Genomic DNA, 26,234 nt, shown 5'->3' with positions numbered 1-26,234 from the left:
GAAAAGAATTAATTTTCTAAATTAGTGGCATTTTAAGCTTTCCATAAAATGCTTTTATGACTATTAAAACACACAAGTACGATATTGTACAATAGAAATTTCAAAAATATTGACTTTTTCATTAAAAAATCAAATACCAAAAGAAAAGAATTTATACCTACATTATATAGAAGGAATTTATTTTGCTTAGATATTGTTATTTTTAGAAATTTAATTTATTATATTAATATATAATTGGGTGTATAATGCACTAATTTTGCCAAACATGGAAAAAATATAATGATGAAAATAATAAATCAAAATAAATGAAAATATAAAGGGTATAAAGTAATTAGAATATATAAATAAAAAGAGAACAGATTGTATTTGAGATATAAAAATTAAATAATTAGAGGAGGAATGTATAGTGAATAAAAATAAAGTATATAATGAACTTTTAGATATAGTTGGAAAAGAAAATATAATGATGGACGAACCTATGAAAAAACATGTATCTTTTAGAGTTGGCGGTCCAGCAGATATTTTAGTTAGACCTATAAATGAAGAACAGTTAAAAGAAATTCTTTTATATATAAAAAGTGAAGAAATTCCATACCTTATAATAGGAAATGGTTCAAATCTTTTAGTAAGAGATGGAGGAATAAGAGGAGTAGTTGTAGAACTATCAGATAATTTCAGTGATTTTAAAATAGATGGAAATAAAATAGAAATAAAAGCAGGTGCACTACTATCTAGAATAGGAAATGCAGCTCTTAGAGAAGAACTTAAAGGGTTTGAATTTGCATCTGGAATACCAGGAACATTTGGTGGTGCATTAGCGATGAATGCAGGTGCATACGGTGGAGAAATTAAAGATATAGTAAAAACTGTAAAAGTTATGGATAAAGATGGAAATATATTAGAGTTATCTAATGAAGAAATGCATTTTGGATATAGAAGAAGCACAATAGTGGAAAAAGGTTATGTAGCACTTTCTGCAGTAGTAGAGTTAGAAAAAGGTAATTACGACGATATAAAAGCTACAATGGACGATTTAAGAGATAGAAGAACTTCTAAACAGCCTCTTAATTTTGCGAGCGCAGGAAGTACATTTAAAAGACCTGAAGGATATTTTGCGGGCAAATTAATACAGGATAGTGGGCTTAAAGGATTATCAATAGGCGATGCTCAGGTATCTGAAAAGCATTCAGGATTTGTTATAAATAGAGGAAATGCAACAGCAAAAGAATTATTAGACTTAATGTTTGCTGTTAAATCCACTGTAAATGCAAAATTCGGTGTTATGCTTGAAGAAGAGGTAAAAATAGTTGGCGAGGATCCAGTTAAAGAGGAAGAATAGTCTGAAGGTAAGTAGTGTATACGTAAGCCAATAAAAAGACTGGAGATGATATAATATGAAAATTATAGCAGATTACCATACACATACTATTTTTAGTAATGGTAAAAATGGTAAGAGAAAACATGCTATAGGTACTATAGAAGAAAATGTACAAGAAGCTATAAAAAAAGGCCTTAAAACAATTGGAATATCAGACCATGGATATAGACATTTACTATATGGGTTGGACAGAGATAGTATATTTAGAATGAGAGAAGAAGTAGATAGATTAAATGAAAAATACAAGGAAATCGAGATACTTCTAGGGATAGAGTGTAATATTCTGGACAATAAGGGAACTATAGATATGGATGATAAGATAAGAAAACAGTTGGACTACGTTCTTGCAGGTTATCATTTTGCATCTGAGCCAACATCTTTTAGAGGGTTGTTAAACCATGCAGACAACTATTTTTTAAGAACTAAAAAATCTAAGAGATATAACACAGATGCGGTTGTAAATGCAATGAAAAATAATGATATATTTATGATTACTCACCCTGGAGATAAAGGGGATGTGTATATTGAGGAGATTGCTGAAGAGGCAAAAAAGAGAAATATAATACTAGAGATAAACAGTTCTCATGCACATTTAAATGTAGAACAGCTAAAGCAAATAGAAAAATACAATAATAGATTGATGATTGGTTCAGACGCACATAAGCCATTTATGGTAGGCAATTTTTCTTTAGGACTTGAAACAGTCAAAAAATCTGGCATAGATATTAAGAGAGTAGAAAATATAATAGAATAAGGGGGCAAATTACATGAAGTTTGTTATAGTTACAGGGTTATCAGGCTCTGGAAAAAGTGAAACAATGAAAGCATTAGAGGATATGGGATTTTATTGTGTAGATAATATGCCACCTACATTAATAACAAAATTTGCGGAAATATGCTTCCAGGGAAACTCTAATATAGAGAAGGTAGCACTAGGAGTAGACATAAGAGGTAGAAGATTTTTTGAGGCACTTCATGAAAGTCTTGATTGCCTTGAAAAAGCAAATTATAAATTCGAAGTACTTTACCTTGATTGCGACGATGATGTACTTTTAAAAAGATATAAGATGACTAGAAGAAATCATCCACTATCAAAAAATATGCAGATTCCAGAAGGTATAAAAATAGAAAGACAGATAATGGAGCCGTTTAAAAAATATGCAACTTGTATATTAGATACTTCAAATATGAAGCCAAAGGATTTAAAAGAAGAAATTTCTAAGATATACAAAGATGGATTGGAAGAAGATACTCCTAATATGACTATATCTGTAGTTTCATTTGGATTTAAATATGGAATACCTAAGGATGCAGACCTTGTATTTGATGTAAGATTCTTACCAAATCCATATTATGATGAAAGTCTAAGACCGAAAACTGGAGACTTTAAAGAAGTTAGAGAGTATGTTATGAATTCAAAAGTAAGTGAAGAATTTGTAGAAAAATTATTTGATTTTATAGGATTCCTAATACCTCAGTATATAGAAGAGGGAAAACAGCACTTAGTAATAGGTGTGGGATGTACTGGAGGAAGACATAGATCTGTTACTATAGCCAACATGCTATATGATGAGCTTTACAAAAATGGATATAGAGTAATTAAAAAACATAGAGACTCTATGCTTGGTTAATCATGGGGGCATTTTATGGAATACTTAAATAATATAATTGGTGTAATAGGGTGGATAGCTCTGATTGCGGCTATCATTCTTTATATAAAGGCTAGAAAAGCAAAAATTGAAAATCAAATAAGAGAGAGAGAATTAGAAGAAAGAAATCCAAAAGTAGTGGTTATAGGAGGGGGAACAGGACAATCTGTTTTTCTAAGAGGATTAAAGTATTATACAAATAATATAACCGCAGTTGTTACCGTTGCAGATGATGGAGGTGGCTCTGGAGTACTTAGAGAGGACTTAGGAATGCTTCCACCAGGAGATATAAGAAACTGCCTTTTAGCTCTTGCAAATATAGAGCCTACTATGAACGAGGTAATGCAGTACAGATTTGAAGAGGGCGGATTAAAAGGTCAGAGTTTTGGTAACTTATTCTTAGCTGCGATGACTGGACTTTATGGAAATTTTGAAACAGCTGTATCTAAATTAGGTGAGATTTTTGCTATAACAGGAAAGGTATACCCAGTTACTTTAGAAGATGTAAACTTGGTTGCAGAACTTGAAAATGGTAAGGTAATAGAAGGAGAATCTGCTATTCCTGATGTTTGTAAATTAGACAAAACTAATATAAAAAGACTTAGATTAGACCATCCACATATAAAACCTCTTAAAGAGGTAATATACGCTATAAAAAATGCGGATATAATTGTTATGGGACCAGGAAGTCTTTATACTAGTGTTATTCCAAATCTTTTAGTTGATGGAGTAGTAGATGCTATTAAAAATTCTGATGCACCTAAGGTATATGTAGGAAACGTAATGACACAACCTGGTGAAACAGAAAATTATAATTTGTTCGACCATGCAAATGCTATAATAGAACATGCAGGAGAAAATATCATAGATTATGTAGTTGCAAATAAGGAAATACTGCAAGAAGATGTTTTTATGCGTTATAATAAAGATGGGGCGGAACAAGTCCTTTTAGATAACCACCAGAAAAAAAGTTTTGACAAGTTGGGGATAAAAGTAATTGAGGCAGATCTTATCGAAATAAAAAATAATTACATAAGACATGATGCGAAAAATGTTTCTAAAGTAATTATGCAGATAGTTTCTGAAGAAAGAAATATGTAACAGTTGACATAAATTGTTTACTGGTAGAAGATTATCTGACCAAAGAAGAAAACAGTTTAAGGAGTGAATCGAATGAGAGAAGAAGTAAGTGCCGGCGGAGTTGTACTGTTTGGAAATGCTGTTCTTCTACTTAGAAAATTTAACGGAGATTGGGTACTCCCAAAAGGCAAAGTTGAAAAAGGGGAGAGCCACGAGCAAGCCGCATTGAGAGAAGTAGGAGAAGAAACTGGAGTAAAAGCAGATATAGATAAATATCTTGGTGAAATACATTATACTTTCAAAGAAAATTGGGACGAAAATAAAACAGTTCATAAGACTGTGTTCTGGTATTTAATGACTGCTAGAAGTATGGACACAATTCCTCAGAAAGAAGAGGGATTTGTAGATGCAAAATTTGTCCATATAGATAGAGTAGTTGAAATGGCTAGATACGATGATGAAAAAGAAATTATAAAAGTAGCGCTTGTAGAAATAAAGAAAAAATTAAATAAATAATAAGGCAGTAGGTGGTAGATAGAAATGTCATTTTCAGCGGAGACGAAAAACGAACTAACGAGAATAGATTCTGATATACAAGCTGTAAATTTGGCTGAGCTTGCAGGGATAGTTAGACTTTCTGGAAGTATACAGATAGCTGGATTTAAAAAGATGAATCTAAAGATAATAACAGAGCTTAACTCGATAGCAAGAAAGGTGTTTAAGCTTTTAAAACATGATTTTAATATCAACACTACTATCGCTGTAAATAAAAACCAGATGCTTAAAAGAAACAATAGCTATGTTTTGACTGTCAAGAGCGACATGGGGGCAGAAAAACTTTTAAAAGAGCTAGGTGTTTTAGAAAAAGGAGAAGGTTTTTTCCCTAAAAATGATATAGCTGAGGAGTTAATTGCAATGGACGAGCAGAAAAGAGCTTTTATAAGAGGTGCTTTTCTTGGTGGAGGTTCTATTAGCGATCCAGAAAAAAATTATCATCTTGAATTTGTAACTAACAATTTGGAGTTTGCACAGTCTCTGAGAGACTTAATAAATAGCTTTGATTTTAATAGCAAAATCGTAGCTAGAAAAAACAACTATGTTGTATATATAAAAGAAAGTGAGCAAATATCTGATTTATTAAGTCTTATAGGTGCTCACAATGCTCTTTTAAAACTTCAGAACGTTAAGATAGTAAAAGAGATGAGAAATAACGTAAACAGAATAGTGAATTGTGAGACAGCTAACCTAACAAAAGCTGTCAATGCAGCGGTTAAACAGGTTGAAAATATTAGAATAATAGAAGAAACAATAGGTATAAAGAAATTACCTGAAAATCTACAGCAAATAGCACTTCTTAGAGTAGAAAATGAGGAGCTTACATTAAAAGAACTTGGAGAGATGCTAACTCCTCCTGTAGGAAAATCTGGAGTAAATTATAGATTAAAAAGAATACAGGAAATAGCGGATAATCTAAGAGAAAAATATAATATAGAATAAAAATAGGAGACTTTTCTATGATTCGGAAAGTCTCTTTTTTAATAAATTTACAACAAAGAACTAAAAAATAAATTATAATAAAATATATATAATTAAAAAATGGAGGTGGAAAAATGGATAAAAACTTTACACATCTTCACGTGCATACTGAGTATAGTTTGCTTGACGGATTTTCCAGAGTAAAGACGCTTGTAAAAAGGGCTAAAGAAAAGGGAATGACTGCCGTTGCGATAACTGACCATGGATGTATGTTTGGTGCAATAGATTTTTATAAAGCCGCAAAAGCTGAAGGAATCAAACCGATAATTGGATGTGAAGTATACACAGCACCTAGAAAGCTAAGCGATAAAGATCCAAACTACGATAAGCATCAAGGGCATTTAGTGCTTTTAGCTAAAGATATGACTGGATACAAAAACCTTATAAAAATAGTATCTAAATCTTATGTAGATGGATTCTACTATAAGCCTAGAACAGACATGGATGAGCTTAAAAAACACAGTCAAGGATTGATAGCTCTTTCTGCGTGTCTTGCAGGAGATGTTCCTAGGGCTATAATGAATGGAAATTACGATAAAGCTAGAAAATTAGCTATGGAATATAGAGAAATATTTGGTAATGGAAACTATTATTTAGAAATACAAGACCATGGACTTCCTGAACAAAAGCAGGTAAATACAGAAGTAGTAAGACTTTCTAGGGAATTAAACATCCCATTAGTAGCCACAAATGATGTGCATTATGTGGATAAAGATGATGCTAGAATACAGGATATACTTATGTGTTTACAGATGCAAAAGACTGTTGACGATACAAATAGGATGAAATTCCCAAGCGATGAATTCTATTTAAAGAGTAGGGAAGAAATGGAAAAATTATTCCCAGAGCTAGAAGAAGCTTTAGATAATACAAATGAAATAGCTGAAAGATGTAATGTCGAATTTGAATTCCACAAATATCATCTTCCAAAATACGATGTACCAGAGGGATACACTACTAACGGATATTTTAGAGAACTTTGTAAAAAAGGGCTTGAAGAAAGATACGGAGATGATTGCCCTGAAGAATACAAAGAAAGACTGGAGTACGAGTTAAATACTATAGAAAATATGGGATATGTAGAGTATTTCCTTATAGTTTGGGATTTTATAAACTATGCAAAACAAAACAATATAATGGTAGGACCTGGTAGGGGGAGTGCAGCTGGTTCTATAGTTGCATATACTTTAAAAATAACAGATATAGATCCTATGAAGTACAACCTACTGTTTGAAAGATTCCTAAATCCAGAGAGGGTATCTATGCCCGATATAGATATAGACTTCTGCTACGAAAGACGTGAAGAAGTTATAGACTATGTAAAAAGAAAATATGGAGAAGATCATGTTGCCCAGATAATTACTTTTGGTACAATGGGTGCGAAAATAGCTATAAGAGACGTAGCTAGGGTTTTAAATGTATCTTATAATAAAGCGGATAGAATAGCAAAGGAAATCCCATTTGAACTTGGAATGACGATAGACAAGGCTATGGACACAAATCCAACTCTTGTAGAGCTTTATGAATCAGATGCAGAAACTAAAGAAGTAATAGACATATCTAAAAGATTAGAGGGAACTCTTAGACATGCATCTACTCATGCAGCAGGTGTTGTTATAGCCAGAAATCCGGTAGATGAATATGTACCTTTATATAAACATCAGGATTCAATAACTACACAGTTTACAATGACTACTCTTGAAGAACTAGGTCTTTTAAAAATGGACTTCTTAGGTCTTAGAACACTTACAGTTATTAGAGATGCATTAGATTTAATTGAATTAAATAGAGATATAAAAGGATATACAGAGCATATAGATTTTTCAAAAATGGAATATGATGATAATGAAGTATTTGAAACATTATCTCAAGGTAATACTCTAGGAGTATTCCAGCTAGAAAGTTCTGGTATGAGAAACTTCATGAAACAGCTAAAACCAAATAGCTTTGAAGATATAGTAGCCGGAATATCTCTATTCAGACCAGGCCCAATGGATTCAATTCCAACATATATAGAAAATAAGAATAATCCAGAAAAAGTAACATATATAAATGACAAGCTAAGACCTATTCTTGAGGTAACATATGGATGTTTAGTATATCAGGAACAGGTAATGCAGGTCGTAAGGGATTTAGCTGGATATAGCTATGGTCGAAGCGACTTAGTTAGAAGAGCTATGAGTAAGAAAAAAATGGATGTCATGGAAGAAGAAAGACAGTATTTCATACATGGGAAATTTGACGATGAAGGAAATATAGAAATTCCAGGATGTATAAGAAATGGAATATCTGAAGAGGATGCAAATAAAATTTTCGACGATATGATAGACTTTGCAAGATATGCATTTAATAAATCTCATGCGGCTGCTTATGGAGTGCTTGCATATGAAACAGCATACCTGAAAGTTCATTATCCTGTTGAATTTATGGCTGCCCTTATAACAAGTATAATGGGTAACTCTGATAAAGTAGTGGAGTATATAAGAGAGTGTAATGCCCTTGAAATACCTGTAAATCCTCCAGATATAAATAAGAGTTTTGCAAAATTCTCTGTTGAAGGAAATAGTATAAGATTTGGACTTGCAGCTGTAAAAAATGTAGGTGTTAATATAATCGAAAACATAGTAAAAGAAAGAGAAGCAAACGGAGATTTTAAAGACTTTGTAGACTTTGCAAAAAGATTAGATTCAAAGGATACAAATAAAAGAGTTATTGAAAGTCTTATAAAATGTGGAGCTTTCGACAATATAAGTGAAAATAGAGCGACACTTATGTCTGGATATGAATCAGTACTAGAAAGTATCTCTATGGATAGAAAGAAGAACGTACAAGGACAAATATCTTTATTCGATGCATTTGCAGGAGAAGTAGAAGATGCAGAGGAAATGGATATTGCAAATAATATGCCTTTTGTACGAGAATTTACCGATAAAGAAAAACTCAATATGGAAAAAGAAGTATTGGGGATGTATCTTAGCGGACATCCATTATCTGAATATAAATCAGACTTAGACAGAAAAACTAGTATAAGTATGAAAAAAATAAAAGAGTTAAAAGAAGATGAAGTAAACTACATGAGGCTAAATGAAAAAGAGGTTATCATGGGTGGAATGGTTATCAATAAAAAGATAATGACTACAAAGAGAAATGAGATAATGGCATTTATAACACTTGAAGATCTATACGGTACAATCGAGGTAGTAGTATTCCCACAGACTCTTAAAAAATACAATATCCTATTGAATGACGACAGTATAGTACTTATAAAAGGTACTATGAACATAGTTGAGGACGATGAAGTAAAACTAATTGCCAGAGAAATAAAGGATATAAGAGATGATGAAGGTTTCAATGTAGAGAAAATATCTTTTAAAGGAAATTCAAATAATGTAAATCAAAGTAAACAGATGAATGTGAGAGTGGATACTGTAAGAAATGAAGAATTATTGATGAAGCTATTCTCTATAGCTAGAAAATACCCAGGAAAAGATAGGCTTGTACTTCTACCTAAGGATGAAAATATAGATATGGATAGTAGCCCAAGGGAGTATAAGGTTCCGGGAATGTATATAGATGCAGACGAAAATCTAAAAAAAGAACTTTCTACATTAGTAGGGAAGTTAAATATAGAAATTTTGAAAAATTAATTTTGATTTTATAAACAAAATCTATAGGATTATTCAAAAATAATATAAATTAAAAGAAAAAAACCGCCTTTTATATAAAGGTGGTTTTTTTCTACAGATTGATTATTTTAAATTAGAGGATAATTTAAAATATCTTAAAGTGGTTAGTTAGTAAATTAAAATTTTTAGAATCTTAATTTATGTTATATTATGTATTGAGTTCATATATATTATATTAAAAAAAAAACAACATGTAAATCCCCATAAATTGCACAAGCATAAAAAAATGAAAGGATAATATAAAAAAACTATATATAATGGGTGTGGAAATATCATATAAGTAGAAATTATAAAAACAACAGAAAAACAACAAGCGTTTTCCTTTAAAAATGATGTTTTTTTATTAACGATATAAATTTATGAAAATAACGTAAATAATAAGTATATTATAATCTTACTTATTGTAATAAAATTAATGAGAAAAAATATTTACTAAAATTAAAATAAAATAAATTTCGATATTTACTATATATTATAAAAATAAATAAACTTGATTATATCTTAATATTGTAAAGATGCAAAAAAATAAAAATATGATAAAAAAACTGATAAAAATGAAAAAAAAGAACAAAATAATATCAAATTTGTATAGATAAAAATGATATAATCTTGTTCTTTTTATTTTTATTGAGTTATTTATATTAAATATTTATAATTACCATACTTACGATAGTAAGAAGTGCTGCAAGTTTTTCCTTTTTCTGAAGCCTTTCTTTAAATAGTATATAACTCATAAACATTATAAACACTATACCACCTGCACTGAATATTGGATAGACAACTGCAGCTTCAAGTGTTTTTAAAGCATCTATAAGGAAGAAAGAAGAAAACATGTTTGGAATACCAACACCTATACCAATTAAGCAGCTAGTAAGGTTGAATCCCTCTTTTCTATTTTTGAATAGCATACCTAAGCTAAATATTGTAGCAGATATGAATACTATTAATAAGAAAAAGTTTTTGTATTCTACTAATGCGTATTTCTGGAAAACTTTATTCATAAAGTCTGCAAAACCATAAAAAACAAATAGTATTAAAAGAATAGGTTTAAAATCAGATTCTTTTATATTTGTAGGATTTACATTTATTATTAGTATTGATGCAAAAGATAATATTATACCGACCCATTTTATCGCTGATGGCATCTCATTCCATAAAAATATTGAGAAAATCATAGGCACTAGTATACCCATTTTTCCAAACATACCAGATATTGAAGGTCCGCACTCATTTATACTTTTCTGATAAATTACGAAACCTATAAAGAATAAAAATCCTGTTATTATTCCAAGTATTATTGAAGCTCCAAAGCTTCCCTCAGTAGTAAGAGTTCCTGAAAAGTTTGCCATTGTTTTAGCTACTATCCCATCAAATGATGCAGGAATATTTAGTCCTGATTTTGCAAGAGCTATTGCTGATATTAGTGTAGCTGTTAAGTAGTTAAATGTAGTAACCAAAGCTCTGTTGCATTCTTTTGATTCACTGTATTTGAATATTAAAGCTATAGAACCACTACATACTATTGCTAATAATAGATAAAACATAGATAGTTAACCTCCTAAATTTTAGTTCAATTATAGATTATACAATAATTTTTTTATGATTTCTAGAAATTAAAAAATAAAAATACAAGGAATATAAATAAAAGGGTTTTGTAGTAATATGGATATCTTAGTAACAGTATGATATAATAAAAAAGATGAGAAAATGAGAGTATAGAGGTTACTTGTTTCTCTTCAACTTAAAAGTTATAGAAAAGGTAAAACCACCAGAGCTACGTCCAATATATCGGTGGTTTTATTTTTTGTTATCAGATAGTCTATTTATGATAAAATCTAATTAAAAATAAAAATACTATAAAAATAATTAGGAGTAACACTTATGAGTATAATAGATAGCGAATATTATAAAGTTAAACAAGCTTTAGGATATAGACCTAGCAGAGTAGAATTATTTGAAAATATGAACTTTGAAACATATCTTGAAATAAAGAAAAATAGCAAAGAAAATATTTTTAAAGATTATATAGGATATTTAATGAGTATAGACGAGTTAAACTGCGCTGAAAAAGAAGAAATCGAAGGATTTTGCTGGAGATTTATTAAGATGATAGAAAACACAAGAATGTCTAAAAGTTATAAAATGCCTTTTTTATTGGCATTTTACAATAATGGAGATTTAAAATCTAGAATAGACGATGAGGATTTGTATGAAAGCTTTAAAGAATTTTATTCAATAAAAGAAAATACTGTCGATATGTATGCGGATAAAAATACTTCAGAATTCACAAAGTGGAACAGAGAGGAGTATGTAGAACTAGCAAGAAGTAATCCCGTTAAGTATATGATAAAAAGTGAAAATGAATTTTTTGAATTAGATAAAGATAAAATAGTAGTAAAGAGATTAGAAGAATTTAAAGATAATAAATTTTTTGCGTATAATATAAAAGACGCCATCGAATTTAGGACTAAGGAATACTATAAAACTAGATATGATGAGGTGAAAGATATGAGTTGTATATTTTGCGAGCTAAAAGAATATGTACTAGAAAATGAACTAGCATTTGCGATATTTGATAAATTTCCGGTAACAAAGGGGCACATGCTATTCATTCCTAAAAGACATGTAGCAAACTTTTTTGATTTAACAAAAGAAGAAAGAGAAGCGATATTTGATCTAGTTGATGAAGGGAAAAAGCTATTAGACGAAAAATATTCTCCAGATGCGTACAATGTTGGTGTAAATGTAGGAGAATATTCTGGTCAGAGCGCGATGCATGTTCATGTCCATTTAATGCCTAGATATATCGGAGACACAAAATATCCTAAAGGTGGAGTGAGAGGAGTAATTCCAGAAAAAATGTCTTACTAAAAAAATAATATAGAAAATAAAAAATAAGCATAATAATAAAAGGAAGTCAATATAAAACTTCCTTTTTTGATGTGATGAAAGAATATATATCAAAGGAAACTAATTATTAGTAGTAAGTAGACAAAAAAAGTACAGTTTATTTAATAAATTTAAAATATTAAAAAAATAAAATAAAGAAAAAAGAAAACGTTTACTATAAATACAAAATATACAACTTGTCAAGAAAAAGTTATCTTAATTACAATAGAAAAAATATATAAAAATAATAAAATATATAGTTACAAACTATTTTACAACATAAAAAAATTTCCATATAATAAATTTGAATAGATTGTGAAATAAATACGTATTTAGCTTCATACAAATAAATAAGGAGAAAAACGATGAAAGCAAAAAAATTATTAAGCGTTGCTCTAGCGGCTGTATTATCTGCATCTCTTCTTGTTGGATGTGGAAACAAAGGTGGCGGAAGTTCTTCAGGACAGGCTAAGGATACAATAGTTTATTCTATGAATACTGCACCAGAAGGTATATTCAACCCATTAATATCTAACATAAACATAGATAAATATGTTACATCTGTTGTTTATGCATCATTAATGACTGTTAATGATAAAGGTGAGCAGGAACCATATCTAGCTACTGAATCTAAAGTATCAGATGATATGAAAAAAATAACTTATACTCTAAGTGACAAAGCTGTATGGCATGACGGTGAAAAAGTTACAGCTAATGACGTTGCTTATACTTTCAAAGCAATGGCAGATCCAAACTACACAGGTGGATACTACGGTGATGTTCAGGCTGTAAAAGGTGCTGAAGCATATCACAATGGTGAAGCAGAAGATATAGAAGGTATAAAAGTTATAGATGATAAAACTATAGAAATAGAATTTGAAAAAGTATATGCTCCTGGTGTTACAAACTTAGGAAACGTAGAAATAATACCAGAACATATATGGTCAAAAGTAGATCCAGGAGAATGGACAAAACAGACAGAATTATTAAACAACCCAGTAGGTTGTGGACCATATAAATTAACTGAATACAAAACAGGTTCACATGTTAAATTTGAAGCAGCTACTGATTTCTTTGGCGGAGAAGTTAAAACTCCTAACCTAGTATTTAAAGCTATAAATGCTGATACTACTCAGGCTGAATTTAAAGGTGGAAATGTTGATATAGCTAATGTTGAATCATTAAGAAAGGCTGATATAGATGCATTAACATCTGAAGGATTAAAAACAGTTTCTTATGATAACTATATGTTCACATACATGGGATTCAACTTAAGAAAAGAATCTCTTAAAGATGCAAAAGTTCGTCAGGCTATAATGTACGCTATAGACCGTCAGAGTATACTTGACAACATAGTTGAAGGAAGAGGCTCAATAGTAAATGCGCCACTTCTACCATCAAGCTGGGCATATCCTGAAGAATCAGAATTAGAACAGTACAAATACGATGTAGAAAAAGCTAAATCACTTCTTAAAGAAGCTGGTTGGGAAGACAAAGATGGCGATGGTATAGTTGAAAATGCTAATGGTGAAAAATTAGAACTTACAATAGATTGCCAGAATGACCATGAAGTTAGACAGAAAACTGCAACAGCTATACAGGAATCTTTAAAAGCTGCAGGAATAGCTGTAGAAATAGATACTATGGAATACTCAGCTTTAATGGATAAAGCAGTTGCTAACCATGACTTCGATTTATATATGATGGGTAATACTTTATCATTAGATCCAGATCCAAAACCAATGTGGGATTCTGCTGCTATATCTAATGAACCTGGTGTTATAGGATACAACATAGTTGCTTACAACAATCCAGAAACAGATAAATTAATAGAAGAAGGAAATGCTACATTAGATCAGAATGAAAGAAAATCTATTTATGGCGAATTTGCTAAAATATTAAATAGAGATGTACCAGAAGCTTACTTATTCTGCCAGAACGTAGAAAGAGTTTACAATCCTGGTTTAGAAGGATACAAACCTTCAACATTCAACGAATTCTATAATGTACACAACTGGGTAATAAAATAATAGATAATGATTGAAAAATTAGGCTGTTCCTTGGAACAGCCTTTTTTATAGAGAAAAAGGAAAAATAAAAATAGGAGGAAAAAAATGAAAAAATTCTTATTAAAAAGAATTGGTGTTGCATTGATAGTTTTATTTGGTGTATCGGTTACTGTATTTACACTTATACATTTACAGCCAGGTAATCCATATATGCACATGATAAATCCTAATTTAGCACCTGAAGTAGTTGAAAAGATGCTTAGAGAAATAGGATACTATGATCCAATACCAGTTCAGTATTTCAAATGGGTAGGAAGGGCTCTTACTGGAGACTTTGGATATTCAACTCAGTATAATGCACCTGCATTCGGAATAATTATAGAAGCATTAGGAAACACAATATTAATATCAGTAGCTTCATTTGTAATAAGTTCTATATTAGCAATAGTAATAGGTGTTGTAACAGCATCTAAATCAAATACTTGGGTTGATTATTTAGTTACTATATTATCTTTCGTAGGAATATCTATACCTACATTCTTCTTTGGTTTGATACTTGTAAAGATATTCGGCTATGATTTAGCGATACTTCCATCATCGGGTATGGAATCACTATATGGTGGATATACAGGAATATATCGCGTTTTAGACGTTATAAAACATATGATACTTCCAGTATCGGTACTATCTTTAACTCAGACTGCTACACTTATCAGATATACAAGATCATCTATGGTAGATGCTTTAAGTCAGGATTATATGAGAACAGCTCAGGCTAAAGGGCTTACAAAAAATAAGGCTGTTTGGACTCATGGTCTTAGAAACTCAATGATTTCAATAGTTACAGTTTTATGTATGCAGTTACCATCATTAGTGTCAGGAGCTCTTATAACAGAGACAGTATTTGTGTGGCCGGGAATAGGTACATTAAACTACAATGCAATAATGAACAGAGACTATATGCTTGTAATGGGTATAACTATGCTTATAGCTGTTGTAATAGTATTTGCAAATATATTAGCGGATATACTTTATGTATTTGTAGATCCAAGAATAAGATTATCTAAATAGGAGGTGTTGCTAGTGGATATATTAAAATCTAAAAACAGAAATAATAATGATGAAGTATATGTATCATTGACAGAAATATCGTTTAAAAAATTTATGAGAAATAAATTAGCTGTTATCGGATTGGTTGCAATAATTATTTTAGCAATTTTATCAATAGCAGCACCATTACTTACAGATTATACAGTTAGCCGGACTGATCTTACTATGATAAGTAAGGCTCCAAATTCAGAACATATTTTAGGTACAGATGAGCTTGGAAGGGATGTTCTTACAAGACTTTTATATGGTGGAAGGGTTTCTATATTAGTTGGACTAGCATCAATGACACTACAGCTTTTAATAGGTGTTATCATGGGTGCTATAGCAGGATATTTTGGAGGAATGGTAGACCGGGTTATAATGAGAATTATAGATGTTATAATGTGTTTCCCATTCTTCGTAATAGCAGTATCTGCAGCAGCGGTGCTAGGGCCTGGAATAAAAAATCTTATACTTATTATAGGACTTCTTATGTGGCCAAATATAGCTAGAATTGTAAGGGCAGAAATATTATCTATAAAAGAAAATGACTACATAATGGCTGCTAAGGCTATGGGATTATCTTCTTTTGAAATAATAAAAGACCATATACTTCCAAATATAATGTCACCGGTTTTAGTTGCAGCTACATTAGCTATAGCAAATGGTATATTAACAGAAGCATCTCTAAGTTTCTTAGGAATAGGTGTAAGATTACCACAGCCAAGTTGGGGAAATATGTTAATTGCAGCTCAGAATATAGGTACACTTCAGAGAGAATGGTGGTTATGGCTACCAGCTGGAGGACTTATAATATTAATGGTATTATCTATAAACTTTGTAGGTGATGGGCTAAGAGATGCCCTTGATCCAAAAATAAAAATGTAGGAGGAAATGATATGAGTATATTAGAAGTAAAAGATCTTAAAGTTTCCTTCGACTCAATAATGGGAAAAGTTAATGCGGTAAAAGGTGTTAGTTTTTCAGTAAATGAAGGAGAAATACTAGGAATAGTAGGAGAGTCTGGAAGTGGGAAAAGTGTAAGCTCACTTGCAATAATGGGACTTATAGACGATAGAACTGGTAGTATAGATTCTGGAGAGATAATATTTGATGGAAAGAATTTATTAGAGTTAAGTGAAAAAGAACTATGTAAATTTAGAGGAGATAGAATATCTATGATATTCCAGGAACCTATGACTTCTCTAAATCCAGTTGTAACAGTTTTTAAACAGCTTAAAGAGGTTTATAAAATACACATGCCTGAGAAAATAAAGGATTGTCGTAGAGAACTTGTAGCGTTATTATCAAGACTTAATATACCAGATGCTGAAAAGATACTTGATAAATATCCATTTGAGCTTAGTGGTGGTTTGAAACAGAGAATAATGATAGCTATGGGGATGATATGTAAACCCGATATTATCATAGCTGATGAGCCTACTACTGCACTTGATGTTACAACTCAGGCTGAAATATTAGATTTATTAAAAGAGATAAAAAATGAAAATAATAGTGGAATAATTCTTATAACACATGATTTAGGTGTAATAGCTGAAATGGCGCAAAGAGTTGCTGTTATGTATTTTGGAAATGTTGTGGAAGAATGTAGTGTTCTTGAATTCTTTGATAATGCAAAACATCCATATTCAATAGATTTACTTGCAGCCATGCCAGATAATTTTGATGGAAGATTTAGATCAATAGATGGAAATGTACCAAATCTATATGAAAAAGTACAGGGATGTCCTTACTACAAGAGATGTAAAATGGCATCTAAAGAATGTCTAGAAAAAGAACCAGAAATGATAGAAATAAGCAAAGGACATAAGGTTAGGTGTCTAAAAGCTAAAGATTTAGTAAGGGAGGAAGTTAAAAATGGATAATAATAAAATTATATTTGAAATTTCTGACCTAAAAAAATACTATCCAATAAGAAAAGGCGCTTTTGGTAAGGCTAAGGAGTTTGTAAAGTCAGTAGATGGAGTAAGTCTTGCAATAAAAGAAAATAGTATAGTTGGTATTGTTGGAGAATCTGGATGTGGTAAATCTACAATGGGTAAGACTATACTAAACTTAACTGAGCCAACAGGTGGAAGAGTTGTATATGACGGAAAAGTTATATTTGATGTAGAAAAGGGTGAGAAATTATCTCCTTCAGAAATGAGTAAAATGAGAAGTGAGATACAGATGATTTTCCAGGATCCGTATGCAAGTTTAGATCCAAGAAAAAGTGTTGAAAGTATAGTATCTGAAGGAATAAAAAAACATAAAATAGCAACTGGAAAAGAAGTAAAAGAAAAGACAGAAGAAATATTAGCTTTATGTGGAATGGACAAAACCAGTATGTTTAGATACCCACATGAGTTCAGTGGCGGTCAGAGACAGAGAATAGGTATAGCAAGGGCTCTTGCTATGAATCCTAAGTTCATAGTTGCAGATGAACCAACTGCAGCTCTAGACGTATCAATACAGTCTCAGATACTAAATCTAATGTTAGATTTAAAAGAAAGATTTGGATTAACTTATGTGTTTATATCACATAACTTCAGTGTTGTTAAGTCATTCTGTGATGACATAGCGGTTATGTATTTAGGAAAAATAGTTGAGTATGGAAAGGCATCTGAGCTTTACAACAATCCAAAACATCCGTATACTCAAGCTTTAATATCTTCTGTTCCTATAAATCATCCCAATGAGAAAAAGAAAAGAATAGTTTTAGAAGGTAGCATGCCTAGTGCTGTGGATGTACCTAGTGGATGTAGATTCCATACTAGATGCCCTTATAAAACAGAAAAATGTATGTCTGAAGAACCTAAATGGACAACTTTGGAAAATGGAACTCAAGTTGCATGTCATCTTTATGAAAAATAAAACAAATATTATACTAGAATTTGAGTAAAAATAATTAGATTGTATTTGAAAAACAAAATAAAATTTATTTTTAAGGGGAGTAATTCTAAAAATACTCCCTTTTTTTATTGTTACTCATAAATGGCTTAAATAGAGTGAATTTAGGCATAAAGAGTAAGCATAAATATTTGGTAACGATACTAATAGTATATCATATTTCAAATAGTAAACACCTAAGATGTATTTATAATATAAAGCAAAATAAAATTCAAATTTAATGATAATTTAACGACTTTTTGTGATATAATAACACAAAATGGACTTTTAAGAAAAAGGACATTTTAATTTTTTAATTCTTGTGGGATAAAAATTAAATATAGGGACATAAAATGTCCTTGGTAAAAATTTAGATAGAATAGGAAAAAATTTTTAGGAGGTATGACTCAATGAAAACAATAGGTATTTTAACAAGTGGTGGAGATGCTCCAGGAATGAACGCCGCAATAAGAGCGGTTGTAAGATCTGCTATATACTACGGATGTAAAGTATACGGAATAAACAGAGGTTACAAAGGTCTTTTAGAAGAAGACTTAGTAGAAATGAACCTTTCTTCAGTTGGTGATATAATCCACAGAGGTGGTACAATATTAAAATCTTCAAGATGTGAAGAATTTAAAACAGAAGAAGGTAGAAAATTAGGGGTAAAAGTACTTAAAAAATACGGAATAGATTGCTTAGTTGTTATAGGTGGAGACGGATCTTTCAACGGAGCTAAAAAATTAAGTGAAATGGGATTCCCAGCAATAGGTATACCAGGAACAATAGATAACGACTTAGAATATACAGACTATACAATAGGATTTGATACAGCTATGAATACTGTAATAGATGCTATAGGTAAAATAAGAGATACTTCTTCTTCTCATGAAAGAGTAAATATAGTTGAAGTAATGGGTAGAAACTGTGGAGATTTAGCTCTATACGCAGGTATAGCAGGGGGAGCTGAAACAATAATAGTTCCAGAAGTAGAAATAAAACTTGACGATATAGCACTTAGATTAAAAACAACTCAGAAAAGAGGAAAAAGACACAGTATAATAGTTATGGCTGAAGGTGTTGAAAAAGTTGGTAGTGCATCAGACCTTAAAAAAGTTTTAACTGAAGAAGCAGGAGCAGATGTAAGAGTAACTGTTTTAGGACATGTTCAGAGAGGTGGTAGCCCAACTGCATTTGATAGAATACTAGCTAGTAGATTTGGATACAGAGCAGTTGAATTATTACTTGAAGGAAAATCTTCAAGAGTTGTTGGTATAAAAGACAACAAAATAATAGATATGGATATACAGGAAGCTTTAGCTATGCCTAAAACATTCAATAGAGAATTATACGAAATGGCAAAAGTACTTTCTATATAATATAAAGTAGTTCATACAAAAAAGAGCTTTCTATACAAGGAGGAAAGATATGTTAAACGATATTAAAAGAACAAAAATAGTTTGTACACTAGGACCAGCATCACAGAGTGAAGATGTTTTAAGAGAACTTATATTAAACGGATTAAACGTATGTAGATTCAACTTCTCTCATGGTTCTCATGAAGAGCACAAGGGAAGAATAGACATGGTTAAAAAAGTTAGAGAAGAACTAAATAAACCAATAGCTATACTTCTTGATACAAAAGGACCAGAAATAAGAACTGGTAACTTTGCAGACCCAGAAGTTCTTCTTGAAGAAGGATCTGAGTTTACAATAACAATGGATGAAGTAGTTGGTACAAAAGAAATATGTACAGTAAGCTATAAAGGATTAGCAGATGACGTTAAAGAAGGGGATTCTATATTAATAGATGACGGTCTAGTTGGACTAAGAGTTAAATCTGTTGAAAATGGAAATATAAAATGTATAGTAGAAAACTCTGGAATAGTTAAAAATCACAAAGGTGTAAACGTACCAGGAGTAAAAATAAACTTACCAGCTATAACACCAAAAGATATAAGCGATATAGAATTTGGTATAGAAGAAGGTATAGACATGATAGCTGCATCATTCGTTAGAAAAGCTTCTGACGTACTAGCTATAAGAGAAATACTTGAAAAAAATAACGCTGGAGATGTTTTAATACTTTCTAAGATAGAAAACCAGGAAGGTGTTGAAAACATAGATGAAATACTACAGGTTTCAGATGGTATAATGGTTGCCAGAGGTGACCTTGGTGTTGAAATACCAACAGAAGAAATACCTATAGTTCAGAAAATGATAATCAAAAAATGTAATGAATTAGCTAAACCAGTTATAACTGCTACTCAGATGCTTGATTCTATGATAAGAAACCCAAGACCTACAAGAGCAGAAGTTACAGACGTTGCAAATGCTATATATGATGGAACAGATGCAATAATGCTTTCTGGAGAAACTGCTGCTGGTAAATATCCAGTAGAAGCTGTTAAAGTAATGGCTAGTATAGCTAAGAGAATAGAACAGACTTTAGACTACGACAGAATGTTAAAAGAAAAAGGTTCTAAAAATGTTACAGTAACAGACGCAATAAGTCATGCTACTTGTACTACTGCAGTTGATTTAAATGCTTCAGCAATAATAACTTCAACTTCTTCAGGATACACTGCAAAAATGGTATCTAAATTTAGACCACAGGCTCCAATCATAGCAGCTACAAGCAACGAAGCGGTTATGAGAAGACTTGCATTAACTTGGGGTGTTTGCCCAATAAAATCTGCTTTAGCAGGAAATACAGATGAAGTTATAGAAAAATCTATAGAAGCTTCAATAGAAAACGGATATGTTAAAAATGGAGAATTAGTTGTAATAACAGCAGGTGTTCCTGTAGGTGTAAGCGGAACAACTAACCTAATAAAAGTTCACGTTATAAGTGAAGTACTAGGAAATGGTGTTGGTATAGGTAATGGCACTGTTGAAGGTAGAGTTAGAGTAGCAAATGAAAATGGAGAAATAAAAGATTTCAAAAAAGGCGATATAATAGTTGCCAAAACAACTGATAAAGATATGAACGGATATATAGAAGATGCAGCAGCTATAGTTACTGAATTTGGAGGAATGACTTCTCACGCAGCTATAGTTGGATTAAACCTTAATACTCCAGTAGTTGTATCAGTAGCTAACATAACTAATACTGTTAAAGATGGAGATATAGTAACAGTAGATGCAAAAGCTGGTATAATATACAAAGGATCTTCAAGAGTTTTATAAGATGTAGATTAAAAATATAAAACTTAGATAATATTAAAGGGATTTCACAATTTGTGAAATCCCTTTTTTTTAAAGTGGATTAAATATTCTGTTTAGAGTTACCTTTTCGTACTCATTTTTTAAGGCTATTGTAGAATGAGAAAAATCTATCTCAAAATTAGCAAATGCAGACAGCAAATCTATGTTTCTAAGCATGTGCACAGTCATATCATGACCTTCCTTATCTATTCTTAAAATAATAGCTCTAACAAAAGGAAATTGAATACGAGAGCTAAACATCCTACTATCTGAGGCATCAATATCTACACTTCTATAGTTTATATCTACAAAAATATCTATATCTTCCTCTGTTTCTCTAATAACTCTAAATTCAAAATCAGAATCTAGCTTTAAATTACCGATATTATAAATCATCGAATCACCTATCTCTTTTTAAGGAATTTAGGTCCTAAGTATTTTTTTATTTCTTCTTCTGGAGAGAAGTCGTCTATCAGTATTTCTTTTCCTGTATCTTCAAAAACTACTAATACTTCACAATCTCCCTGTAAGAAGAATTTTCTAACTGTTTCCTCTTTAACTTCTCTTACCTTAACTATATTTTTCTTTTCTTTTTCGAAGTCTTTTGTGTAATAACTTCCCATCATGTTTATATATTTTGTATATCTGTTCATGGTATCCTCCTAGTAATTTTTCTTGAGTTATAAAAATTTTTATCATTAATAATATAATTATACGAAAAAGCATTGAATCAAGCAATATAAATTGAAATATGCATAATTGAGGTAGGCTATGTAAATTACCTCAATATATGTTAAAATATAATAATCAAATATTACAAAGGGAGTATTTAAATGTCTAGTATAAAAAGAGATGAAATAGAAAAATCTATAGCTTATGCCGAAAAAAATGGCATATTTGAAAAATTAAATAAAATATACGATACAGTGCCTTCTGGAAAGTGTGAAGGGTGTGCAAAATGCTGTATGGAATCTGTTGGAATAAACTTAACTGAGTTTTTAAATATATATAAATATCTAAAAGAAAGACCTGAATTATACAGTAAGTACATAGACAAGGTATTAGATTACTACTTTATGGAATATAAAGAAAAGAAACCATGTCCTTTCTTAGATGAAAACAAGAGATGTGCAATATATGAGGTTAGACCTTTAAACTGTAGAATCTTTGGGCATTGGTATAAAAGCGATTATAATCTAAATTTAGATTCTATAAAAGAGAAGAATAGGGACTATAGAGACCTTATGAAGGCTAGATATGGATTTGAAATAAATGAGGATGTTGTAGAATATAGAATAGAATACTGCGAAAAATTCATACCAGATAATGGAGAAAGATTATCTAAGGAAGAGAGATTATCTTATTTAGATCAGATAATGATATTAGATTCTCAAATATACTCAAAGGGAATGATAGACATAGATTTTAGAGATAGGGGTATAGTAGAGTATTTTATAGACTCTCTATTCTTTACAGATACATCTTATAATATGAAGATAAGAATTTCTCAGGACTTCAAACAAGGAGAAAAAGTATTAAAAAGAATTAAGAAGATAGTGTCTTTATGTAAAAAATAATAAAAATTTTATAGAATATTACCAGTTACTTTATTACTATAAATTAAAAAACAGAGAAGAGTGATATAAATGAAAAAAATAGCAAATAATACATATTTCATAAAGGGTGGAACTAACACGGGAGTATACACATATGGAAATAATGCTGTAATAATAGACCCAGGCTTGGCGGGTTCAAGACCTAAAAGAATACTAAAAAAAATAGAGGATGCAGGTTTTGAAGTTAAGTATATACTAAATACACATGAGCACGACGACCATTATGGTGGTTGTGGTCAAATCAAAGAGAATAGACCTTCTGTAATCAACGTATCATCAGCTTATGGGAGTCTTTATATAGAAAACCCTATACTTTTTCCTACATATATAGTAGGTGGAAATAGCTGCGAAATAATGATAAATGCATCTAAGATGAAAGAAAGAGATATTACAACTGTAGACAAGGTAATAACAGAGGGAATATTTGACCTAAATACAGGAGAAAATTTTGAGGATGATGGAAGAACGCTAAGCGAAAATGAAATAAGGGTGGTAAATTTAAAAGGTCATACTGAAGGAAGTATTGGATTTTTAACACCAGATAGAGTATTTTTCATAGGGGATTTGTTAGTTGGAGAGGAAATGCTAGATAAATTCGATTTTCTGTTTACATTTGATGTTGCAAAACAGCTAAAATCTTTAGATAAGTTAGAAACAATGGATTACGATAAAATTGTCTTAGGCCATTCTAGAGAGATTATTAATAGAGAAGAATCCAAATCGCTTATTGAAAAAAATAGAGATGCGGTTATAAAATATATTGAACAGGTAAAGGCAGTATTATCTAAGGAGGAGCTTGGATATGATAAACTTTTAAAACATATAATAGTAGACAACGATTTAAAGTGCAATTATAAGGAGTATCACTTCTTTAAATCGTCATTAGTATCTCTTATTGCATACTTGCTAGATAAGGGAGAAGTTGATTATAAAATAGAAGATGGAGAGTTATTATATTTTTTAAAAGAAAACTAGATTTTAGAATAAATTATCCTAAAATATGTTAAAATAGACAATGGAAAATTTTTAAATGTTTTTTAAATAAGAAAAAGAATAAAAGAGGAGGGATAATTATGCAGTATGAAGATTGGAAAGCCATACTAGCTCCCTACAACAATGCAGTAGAAGAATTAAAGGTAAAATTTAAAAATATAAGAAAAGAATTTTTAGAAAGAGGAGATTATTCTCCTATAGAATTTGTAACAGGTAGAACTAAAAAAATAGCATCTATAGTTGCAAAAGCTAAAAAGTTAAATGCAACAGATATAGAAGCTGAGATTGAAGATATAGCTGGTATAAGAATAATGTGTCAGTTTGTTGAGGATATATACACTATAGTAGACCTTATCAGAAGTAGAAATGATATGACAATAATAAATGAAAAGGACTACATAAAAAATTACAAAGAAAGTGGATATAGAAGCTATCATGTTATAATAAAATATCCTATAAATACAGTAGACGGATCAAAAGAAGTTACATGCGAAATACAGATAAGAACACTTGCAATGAACTTCTGGGCGACAATAGAACATTCATTAAAATACAAATACGAGCACTATATACCAGATACATTAGCTGTTAGACTTAGAAGAGCAGCAGATGCAGCATTTTTATTAGACCAGGAAATGGGAGAGATAAGAGAGGATATAATGAATGCTCAGTCTATGTATCGGATGAGAGAGTTAGCTGTTAAAGATGTACTTGATAGAATTCAAGAGGTTAGAGAACTAGGATATACAAACAATGCAATACAGTATCAGAGAAGATTAGACATGATTCAGAATTCTATTGAAGATGTTAAAGAAGTATTGGAGCTTAAAGACGAGATAGGTTTAAAAATAGAAGAAATAAAAAATCATAAAATGAAGGAATAAATAATATGAGTTTATATGCAATAGGAGATTTACATTTATCTTCTTCTGTAGACAAGCCAATGGATATTTTTGGAGAAAAGTGGCAAAATCACGATGAAAAAATAAAAGTTAATTGGGAGTCTACAGTTAAAGAAGGAGATGTTGTTTTAGTTTTGGGCGATGTATCGTGGGGAACGAAGATGAAGGATGCGCAGTCTGACTTTGATATGATACACAATCTTCCAGGACAGAAGTTCTTTATAAAGGGAAATCATGACTATTGGTGGAGTACAGTTACTAAGATGAATAAGATGTACGACGACATGAGATTCATACAGACAGGATTTTTTACATATAAAGACTATGCAATCTGCGGAGGAAGAGGTTGGATTTGTCCAAATGAATTTAAATTTACAGAAGAAGACAAAAGAATTTACGATAGAGAAGCGATAAGAATAGAAATTTCGCTTAAAGAGGCAAAAAAGGCAGGATATGAAAAAATAATAGTAATTACTCATTATCCACCTACTAACGATTCTTTGGAGCCGTCTGTATTTACGGACTTGTATGAAAAGTATGGAGTTGAAAAGGTGTATTACGGTCATCTTCATGGAGAAGAATCGTTTAAAATGGGGTTAAAGGGTATTAGAAATGGAATAGAATACAATCTAGTATCAGCAGATTATGTTGATTTTGTGCCTATAAAGGTAATGGACTAAAATAGGATAATTTAGTCAGAGGTTATAATTAAAAAGAAAGAGTGAATTAGTTTTAAAATGGGTATAAATATAGGTATAGATATAGATGGAACGGTTACAGATCCTTATGGATTTATACCGTTTTTAAATGAAATTTTTGGAAAGAATATAACAAAAGAGCAGTATACTACATTAGACTGGGAGCAGCTGTATGGAACTGTTGAAGGTGATTTTTATATAAATTTTGATAACAACTACAGTTACACGTATGAAGTAGCAGAGCCAGCTGAATTTGCTATTGAAGTAATAAAGAAGCTCGAGAATACGAAAGGTGTAAATATATACTTTGTAACTGCTAGAAGAGAATGTTTAAAAGAAATCACAGAAAAATGGTTTGATAAATATGGTATAAATGCAAATAATATATATTTGTTAGGGCCAGTTAAAAAAAGTGGTAAGGCTATTGACTTGGGATGCGATATTTTTATTGAAGATGACCCCAATAATGCTTTAGATATAGCAAAAAGAGGAATTGAGGTTATTTTAATTGACACAAACTACAATAAAGATGTAGAATGTGATAATATAACTAGGGTAAGAGATTGGAAAGAGATTGATAAATTCATCTCCAATAAATTGAAATAAGGGGGGA

The 26,234-nt window shown here is 30.8% G+C and carries 23 protein-coding genes; 20 read left to right on the top strand and 3 right to left on the bottom strand.

The features are described 5' to 3' along the window. The first annotated feature begins 406 nt into the window (after positions 1-406). From murB to ACK2WO_RS00700, 7 genes are all read left to right on the top strand, one after another. The gene (gene murB, locus ACK2WO_RS00730) at positions 407-1,339 is read left to right on the top strand and encodes a UDP-N-acetylmuramate dehydrogenase (RefSeq protein WP_414698102.1); all 933 of its coding nucleotides are present in this window, start codon (positions 407-409) and stop codon (positions 1,337-1,339) included. Positions 1,340-1,394: 55 nt separating this feature from the next. Beyond that, complete coding sequence (locus tag ACK2WO_RS00725) at positions 1,395-2,132, top strand: PHP domain-containing protein (RefSeq protein ID WP_414698101.1); 738 nt, start codon at positions 1,395-1,397, stop codon at positions 2,130-2,132. A 13-nt stretch (positions 2,133-2,145) separates the two neighbouring features. Continuing rightward, positions 2,146-3,009 carry an RNase adapter RapZ gene (gene rapZ, locus ACK2WO_RS00720; protein ID WP_178412254.1) on the top strand — a complete coding sequence of 288 codons (864 nt, stop codon included), beginning with the start codon at positions 2,146-2,148 and terminating at the stop codon, positions 3,007-3,009. A 15-nt stretch (positions 3,010-3,024) separates the two neighbouring features. Further along, positions 3,025-4,128 carry a gluconeogenesis factor YvcK family protein gene (locus ACK2WO_RS00715; protein WP_414698100.1) on the top strand — a complete coding sequence of 368 codons (1,104 nt, stop codon included), beginning with the start codon at positions 3,025-3,027 and terminating at the stop codon, positions 4,126-4,128. Positions 4,129-4,200: 72 nt separating this feature from the next. Then, positions 4,201-4,623 (top strand): NUDIX hydrolase, encoded by a 423-nt coding sequence (locus ACK2WO_RS00710; RefSeq protein WP_006439587.1) that lies wholly within the window; start codon positions 4,201-4,203, stop codon positions 4,621-4,623. Positions 4,624-4,647: 24 nt separating this feature from the next. Continuing rightward, positions 4,648-5,604 (top strand): DNA-binding protein WhiA, encoded by a 957-nt coding sequence (whiA, locus tag ACK2WO_RS00705; RefSeq protein ID WP_414698099.1) that lies wholly within the window; start codon positions 4,648-4,650, stop codon positions 5,602-5,604. Between the two features lie 113 nt (positions 5,605-5,717). Then, entirely contained in the window at positions 5,718-9,290 is a 3,573-nt protein-coding gene (locus tag ACK2WO_RS00700; RefSeq protein ID WP_414698098.1) for a DNA polymerase III subunit alpha, read from the top strand. A gap of 680 nt (positions 9,291-9,970) precedes the next feature. On the opposite strand, the gene ACK2WO_RS00695 is transcribed toward ACK2WO_RS00700, so the two are convergent. Beyond that, the gene (locus tag ACK2WO_RS00695; RefSeq protein WP_414698097.1) at positions 9,971-10,873 is read right to left on the bottom strand and encodes an SMR family transporter; all 903 of its coding nucleotides are present in this window, start codon (positions 10,871-10,873) and stop codon (positions 9,971-9,973) included. A 337-nt stretch (positions 10,874-11,210) separates the two neighbouring features. On the opposite strand from ACK2WO_RS00695, the gene ACK2WO_RS00690 reads away from it, so the two are divergent. From ACK2WO_RS00690 to pyk, 8 genes are all read left to right on the top strand, one after another. Further along, positions 11,211-12,200 (top strand): HIT family protein, encoded by a 990-nt coding sequence (locus ACK2WO_RS00690; protein ID WP_414698096.1) that lies wholly within the window; start codon positions 11,211-11,213, stop codon positions 12,198-12,200. Between the two features lie 383 nt (positions 12,201-12,583). Further along, complete coding sequence (locus ACK2WO_RS00685) at positions 12,584-14,248, top strand: ABC transporter substrate-binding protein (protein WP_178411994.1); 1,665 nt, start codon at positions 12,584-12,586, stop codon at positions 14,246-14,248. Positions 14,249-14,332: 84 nt separating this feature from the next. Beyond that, positions 14,333-15,298, top strand: coding sequence for an ABC transporter permease subunit (locus ACK2WO_RS00680; RefSeq protein WP_178411993.1), 966 nt, complete (start codon positions 14,333-14,335; stop codon positions 15,296-15,298). Between the two features lie 12 nt (positions 15,299-15,310). Further along, positions 15,311-16,204, top strand: a complete 894-nt coding sequence (gene opp4C / locus ACK2WO_RS00675) for an oligopeptide ABC transporter permease (protein ID WP_414698095.1) — start codon at positions 15,311-15,313, stop codon at positions 16,202-16,204. A gap of 11 nt (positions 16,205-16,215) precedes the next feature. After that, complete coding sequence (locus tag ACK2WO_RS00670) at positions 16,216-17,202, top strand: oligopeptide/dipeptide ABC transporter ATP-binding protein (RefSeq protein ID WP_178411991.1); 987 nt, start codon at positions 16,216-16,218, stop codon at positions 17,200-17,202. Beyond that, on the top strand, positions 17,195-18,190 hold the full coding sequence (locus tag ACK2WO_RS00665) for an oligopeptide/dipeptide ABC transporter ATP-binding protein (protein ID WP_178411990.1): 996 nt from the start codon (positions 17,195-17,197) through the stop codon (positions 18,188-18,190). The genes ACK2WO_RS00670 and ACK2WO_RS00665 overlap by 8 nt, the downstream gene beginning before the upstream one ends. A 425-nt stretch (positions 18,191-18,615) precedes the next feature. Beyond that, positions 18,616-19,584 carry a 6-phosphofructokinase gene (gene pfkA / locus ACK2WO_RS00660; RefSeq protein WP_178411989.1) on the top strand — a complete coding sequence of 323 codons (969 nt, stop codon included), beginning with the start codon at positions 18,616-18,618 and terminating at the stop codon, positions 19,582-19,584. 49 nt (positions 19,585-19,633) lie between these two features. Further along, positions 19,634-21,394: a pyruvate kinase gene (gene pyk / locus ACK2WO_RS00655; protein WP_414698094.1), complete on the top strand. Its 1,761-nt coding sequence runs from the start codon at positions 19,634-19,636 to the stop codon at positions 21,392-21,394. A gap of 69 nt (positions 21,395-21,463) precedes the next feature. Here the strand turns inward: pyk and ACK2WO_RS00650 are convergent, their stop codons facing one another. Further along, entirely contained in the window at positions 21,464-21,808 is a 345-nt protein-coding gene (locus ACK2WO_RS00650; protein ID WP_414698093.1) for a hypothetical protein, read from the bottom strand. 8 nt (positions 21,809-21,816) lie between these two features. Continuing rightward, entirely contained in the window at positions 21,817-22,065 is a 249-nt protein-coding gene (locus tag ACK2WO_RS00645) for a hypothetical protein (protein ID WP_040410605.1), read from the bottom strand. A gap of 180 nt (positions 22,066-22,245) precedes the next feature. Between ACK2WO_RS00645 and ACK2WO_RS00640 the strand changes: the two genes are divergently transcribed. The 5 genes from ACK2WO_RS00640 to ACK2WO_RS00620 all read left to right on the top strand — a co-directional run bounded on the left by ACK2WO_RS00640 (position 22,246) and on the right by ACK2WO_RS00620 (position 26,227). After that, entirely contained in the window at positions 22,246-22,989 is a 744-nt protein-coding gene (locus tag ACK2WO_RS00640) for a YkgJ family cysteine cluster protein (RefSeq protein WP_414698092.1), read from the top strand. A gap of 69 nt (positions 22,990-23,058) precedes the next feature. Next, a complete protein-coding gene (locus tag ACK2WO_RS00635) occupies positions 23,059-24,003 on the top strand; it encodes an MBL fold metallo-hydrolase (protein WP_414698091.1) in 945 nt (314 codons plus the stop codon). A gap of 98 nt (positions 24,004-24,101) precedes the next feature. Further along, the gene (locus ACK2WO_RS00630) at positions 24,102-24,905 is read left to right on the top strand and encodes a GTP pyrophosphokinase family protein (RefSeq protein WP_178412861.1); all 804 of its coding nucleotides are present in this window, start codon (positions 24,102-24,104) and stop codon (positions 24,903-24,905) included. A gap of 5 nt (positions 24,906-24,910) precedes the next feature. Further along, positions 24,911-25,603 carry a metallophosphoesterase gene (locus ACK2WO_RS00625; protein ID WP_178412860.1) on the top strand — a complete coding sequence of 231 codons (693 nt, stop codon included), beginning with the start codon at positions 24,911-24,913 and terminating at the stop codon, positions 25,601-25,603. Between the two features lie 57 nt (positions 25,604-25,660). Then, positions 25,661-26,227 carry a 5' nucleotidase, NT5C type gene (locus ACK2WO_RS00620; RefSeq protein WP_414698090.1) on the top strand — a complete coding sequence of 189 codons (567 nt, stop codon included), beginning with the start codon at positions 25,661-25,663 and terminating at the stop codon, positions 26,225-26,227. Positions 26,228-26,234: the final 7 nt, after the last annotated feature.

This window comes from Peptacetobacter sp. AB845, assembly GCF_047528295.1.
Taxonomy (GTDB): domain Bacteria; phylum Bacillota; class Clostridia; order Peptostreptococcales; family Peptostreptococcaceae; genus Peptacetobacter.
The sequence above is the reverse complement of the archived record's forward strand: the minus strand, read 5'-3'. Positions and strand labels throughout refer to the sequence as shown.